This is a genomic window from Inquilinus sp. (genome assembly GCF_057815775.1).
The window spans coordinates 1-4676 of record NZ_JBYRFX010000818.1 but is presented as its reverse complement, the minus strand read 5'-3'; the positions used below and the strand labels follow the sequence as shown (position 1 = coordinate 4676).

Genomic DNA, 4676 nt, shown 5'->3' with positions numbered 1-4676 from the left:
GCCGATGTGGAGCTGCACAAGGTCATCAGCTTCCACCGCATCCGGCGCTGACCCGGCGGCGCCCGCGGCGATCGGACCCTGGCCATACCGGCCGGGACCGGCCACTCTGCGGGCATGCGCCTGCTTGCCATCAGCGACCTGCACCTCGCCTCCGACGCTAGCTTCGAGCGGCTCGACGCCTTGCCCGCCTGCCCCGAGGACTGGCTGATCCTGGGCGGCGACATCGCCGAGAGCGTCGATGGGCTGGAGCGGGCCTTCACCGCGTTCGCCGCCAAATTCGCGAAGCTGTTCTGGGTGCCGGGCAACCACGAGCTGTGGACCCGCGCGCGTAGCCCGGCCGCACCGCGCGGGGTCGAGCGCTACGAGGCGCTGGTCGCCCTGGCCCGGCGCCACGGCGTGGTGACGCCGGAAGACCCCTACCCGGTCTGGCCCGGCCCCGGCGGGCCGCATGCGATCGCGCCGCTGTTCCTGCTGTACGACTACAGCTTCCGGCCGCCCGACCTGCCGCTGGAGGAGGTGGTGGCCTGGGCGGCGGAGGAGAGTGCCGTCTGCGCCGACGAGCTGCTGCTGCATCCCGACCCGTACCCGACGCGGCAGGATTGGTGCCGCGCCCGGGTGGCGCTGACGGCGCAGCGGCTGGCCGCCCTGCCGGCCGACTTGCCGACGGTGCTGGTCAACCACCACCCGCTGCGCCGCGACCTGGTGCGCATTCCCCGCATCCCGCGCTTCAGCCCGTGGTGCGGCACCACCCTGACCGAGGACTGGCACCAGCGGTTCCGCGCCACGGTGGCGGTCAGCGGCCACCTGCACGTCCGCCACACCGACTGGCGCGACGCGACGCGGTTCGAGGAGGTGTCGCTAGGCTACCCCTATCAGTGGGAACAGGCCTACGGCATCGCCGGCTATCTCAGGGAGATCCTGCCCGGCCCGCCGGAGCCGCCGCCCGGCATCAGGGCGTCAGGGCAACGCTTCGTACCGCGATGACCGGATCCGGCTTGGGGTGATGCAGGGCCAGGCCGAGCATGTGCCGGGGCGACGGCCGCCACTGGCGGAAATGCCAGGCCGCACCATCCACCGCGGGGTCGAGGAAGCGCACCGCCGGCCGGTCCGACAGCGCCTCCACCACGAAACTGTCCAGCGCGATGGTCAGGCCGCCGCCCAGCGCCTTCACATAGGCTTCCTTGACCGTCCAGATGCCCAGAAAGGCCTCGCGGCGCTGGTCGGCCGGCACCAGCCGCAGCGCCGCCGCCTCCGCCGCGGCGAAGCGGCGGTCGGCAATGCGCGGTTCGACCACCCGGCCGAGCCATTCCAGGTCGACGCCGATCACCGTGCCCGGGGCGGCGGCGCACACCACCATGCCCTCGGCATGCGAGATGTTGACGCCGATCGACCGACCCGCCAACGGTGAGCAGACCAGCGGCTTGCCATGGTCCCCGACGGCGAAATCCCACTCCCTGGCCGGTACGCCGGTCATGTCGTGCAGCAGGCGGCGCATCAGCGACCGGGCGGCGGCGAAGCGGCGGCGGTCGCCCGGCACGGCGAAGCGCGCGGCGCGGGCCCGCTCCGTCTCGGTCAGCAGCGGCCAACAGGCCTCGACCACGGCATCGTCCTCGGCGACCTCGGCCGTCCAGACATGTGCGTCCGGGGGACCCTCGGTCATGCCGCCGGATCGCTCATTTCGCGGAAATGCCGCCGAGTTGGCAGATATGCGCCCATTCGGCCTCACCGACCGGGCTGACCGACAGCCGGCTCTGGCGGAGCAGGCCGAGGCCGGACAGATCGGGATCGGCCTTCATCTGCTTCAGCGTCACCGGGATCTTCAACGGCCGCAGCGCCTGGACGTCGACCATGCCGAAGCGGCCTTTCTCGTCGCTCGGGTCGGGATAGTATTCGCGCACGATCTCGACGATGCCGACGATCTCCAGCCCGTCATTCGAGTGGTAGAAGAAGGCTTGGTCGCCGATCTTCATCGCCTTGAGGTTGTTCGATGCCTGGTAGTTGCGCACCCCGTCCCAATGGGTGCGCTTGGCCTTGACCATCTGCTCCCAGCCCCATTTGACGGGTTCGGACTTCACCAGCCAGTGGTTCACGACTCAGCCTCTCGGTCGACATGCTCATGGGATCCGGACGCTAGCGGAAAGCCCTGCGCCTTTCCAGGATCCACAGTCACCGGAAGGATCACCTTCCCCGGCAGGATGGTGTAAACGCCTGAGACTGGACATCCGACCAAGCAAGCCAAGGAGAGTGCCATCGTGACGGGCAGAATGCTTCTGGGGATCGCCGCGCTGTGTGCGCTGCTGCCGTTCCAGGCCGAGGCGCAATCGGTCACCGACATGGCCGTGCTGAAGGGACTCGCACCGGTCACCGCCCTGTCCGGCACCAATGCCGGCCGCGCCGCCCTGTCGGCGAATTACACCGTCACCGGCGGGATCCAGACCGGTGCCATCCGCCAGCCCACCCTGCTGCCCTTCCCGGACCAGCAGCAGCAGGCCCTGCGGGACGCGTACATCACCGACGGCAACCTGGCCGATCTCGCGGACGGCCTGGGAACGACGCTCGGCGCGGCCTATCAGGCCCGCGCCCACTACATCGACCGGGACCGCTTCACCAATCTCTCCCAGCCGGTCGCCGACCTGATCGCCTACGCGAACGCGACAGCTGCCTTGAATTCGAACGCCGGGAAGTACTTCTTCGCCAACGCGACCACCGACGGCAAGACGCCCGTCTCGGCCGAAGCCGCCGCGATCCTGAAGGACATCGGCGGCTCGCCTGACATGTTCGGCAAGGGCTACGGCCGCCCAGCCGGGACGTCCGGGGCCAACGCCTTCGGCAATTCGCGCCCGTTCCAGACCGAACCAAGCGTCCTGCCGATCGTCGGGCCGGACTACTTCAACGCCCCCGCCGACAACGTGGTCTACAACCGCGGGCCGGTCATGAACCTGACCGACAGCCCGTCTTTCCCGAGCGGCCACACGACCTACGGCTACACCGGGTCGCTGGTCCTGGCCATCCTGACGCCGGATCGCTACCAGCAGATGATCGCGCGCGGCGCCGAATACGGGAACGATCGCATCATCATGGGGGCGCACTACGCCATGGACGTCCTGGCCGGGCGGACGCTGGCCACCTATGACATGGCCCATCTTCTGGCCAACGACCCCGATTATCTCGGCCGCACCCTGCCGCACGCGCCGGCCATCAAGGATTTCCAGGCGGCCGTGACCGCGGCACGCGCCGACATGACCGCCGCCCTGGAGGCTGCCTGCGGCAACAAGGTCGATGTCTGCGCCCGCGAAGACATCGGACGGCTGAGCAATCCGGCCGCGAACGACGCCTTCTATGCGGTGACGCAGACCTACAACCTGCCGGTCGTCTACCCGGAACTGGCCGGCGCGGTGGAAGATGTCGGCACGCTGGCGCCGGAGGCGGGACACCTGCTGACAGCGGCCTTCCCCTCGCTGACCCTGGACCAGGCCAACCGGATCCTGACGGAGACGCAGGGCCCCGGCGGCGGGTTCCTGGACAACGGCTCGTCCTTCGGCGTCTATTCGCGCCTCAATCTTTACGCGGCGGCCGGGCGAGCGGCTGCCATGGTCGCCGGCCACTGAATCTGCCCTGGAAGGCCGGGCGGAGCGGGCTCTAGCCCTCGCGCCTGGCCGGGCGCAGCAGCAGGCCGGCGATGGCGGTGTCGATCGCGGCACCGTGGTTCAGCACCGCGTCGACGGCGGCGATGACAGGCGCATCGATGCCGGCCTTGGCCGCCAGCCGCGCCGCCGCCGCCGCGGTCCACACCCCTTCGGTGACCGAACGGCGGGCGCCGAGGATCTCGGCCAGCCCCCGCCCCTGCCCCAGCGCGATGCCGAGCGAGGTGTTGCGGCTGGTGGCGCTGCAGGCGGTCAGCAGCAGGTCGCCCAGGCCGGACAGGCCCATCAGCGTTTCCGGCCGCGCGCCGAGCCCGGCGCCGAGCCGCATCATCTCGGCCAGGCCGCGCGTCACCAGCGCCGCCCGAGCGTTCTCGCCCAGGGCCCGGCCGGTGACGATGCCGGCGGCGATGGCCAGCACGTTCTTCAGGGCGCCGCCCAGGGCGACGCCGCGCAGATCTTCGGTCCAATAGAGGCGCAGCGCCGCGTGGCCCAGGCTGCGGGCCAGGGCGGCGCCGGCCCCCGCATCGGTGCAGGCCAGGGTCAGGGCGGTCGGCAGGCCACGCGCCACCTCCGCGGCGAAGCTCGGGCCGGACAGCAGCACCGGCTCCGCCTCCGGCCGCGCCTCGGCCGCGACCTCGTCCATGAACCGGCCGGTCGCGGTCTCGATGCCCTTGGCGGTGATCAGCAGCGGGCCGGGGCGCGGCGGCAATTGCTCCAGGATCGGGCGCAGCATCTGCGCCGGCACGGCGAGAAGGCGCAGATGATCCCCGACCGCGGTGAGATCGGCGGTGACCGTGATGCCGGGATGCAGCGCGATATCAGGGAGATAGGCCGCGTTCTCGCGGTCGCGCCCGATCGCGGCGGCGCGGTCCGGGTCGCGGGCCCACAGCACCACGGGGTGGCCGGCCCCGGCGAAGCTCTGCGCCAGCGCCGTGCCCCAGGCGCCGGCGCCGATCACGGCGATCCCCGGGCGGGTCACGCCTTCACCCCGGCGCCGATCGCGGCGGCGGCGGTCGGGTCCAGCGGCCAGCG

At 71.3% G+C, this 4676-nt stretch carries 5 protein-coding genes; 2 read left to right on the top strand and 3 right to left on the bottom strand.

What is annotated here, in order from left to right:
- Positions 1–114: 114 nt before the first annotated feature.
- Positions 115–984 (top strand): metallophosphoesterase family protein, encoded by an 870-nt coding sequence (locus AC3XYG_RS29365; protein ID WP_489143422.1) that lies wholly within the window; start codon positions 115–117, stop codon positions 982–984.
- Here the strand turns inward: AC3XYG_RS29365 and AC3XYG_RS29360 are convergent.
- Positions 950–1660, bottom strand: a complete 711-nt coding sequence (locus AC3XYG_RS29360) for a 4'-phosphopantetheinyl transferase family protein (RefSeq protein WP_489143421.1) — start codon at positions 1658–1660, stop codon at positions 950–952. The genes AC3XYG_RS29365 and AC3XYG_RS29360 overlap by 35 nt on opposite strands.
- Positions 1661–1673: 13 nt before the next feature.
- The gene (locus AC3XYG_RS29355) at positions 1674–2090 is read right to left on the bottom strand and encodes an EVE domain-containing protein (protein ID WP_489143420.1); all 417 of its coding nucleotides are present in this window, start codon (positions 2088–2090) and stop codon (positions 1674–1676) included.
- Positions 2091–2252: 162 nt separating this feature from the next.
- Here AC3XYG_RS29355 and AC3XYG_RS29350 point away from each other — a divergent pair, with 162 nt between their 5' ends.
- Positions 2253–3608: a phosphatase PAP2 family protein gene (locus AC3XYG_RS29350; RefSeq protein ID WP_489143419.1), complete on the top strand. Its 1356-nt coding sequence runs from the start codon at positions 2253–2255 to the stop codon at positions 3606–3608.
- A gap of 31 nt (positions 3609–3639) precedes the next feature.
- On the opposite strand, the gene AC3XYG_RS29345 is transcribed toward AC3XYG_RS29350, so the two are convergent.
- On the bottom strand, positions 3640–4623 hold the full coding sequence (locus AC3XYG_RS29345) for an NAD(P)H-dependent glycerol-3-phosphate dehydrogenase (protein ID WP_489143423.1): 984 nt from the start codon (positions 4621–4623) through the stop codon (positions 3640–3642).
- Positions 4624–4676 lie beyond the last annotated feature (53 nt).

What these genes read in the sequence shown, in the direction of transcription:
- AC3XYG_RS29360 (WP_489143421.1), bottom strand. Translation starts at nt 1,660, where the DNA reads ATGACCGAGGGTCCCCCGGACGCACATGTCTGGACGGCCGAGGTCGCC.
- AC3XYG_RS29365 (WP_489143422.1), top strand. Translation starts at nt 115, where the DNA reads ATGCGCCTGCTTGCCATCAGCGACCTGCACCTCGCCTCCGACGCTAGC.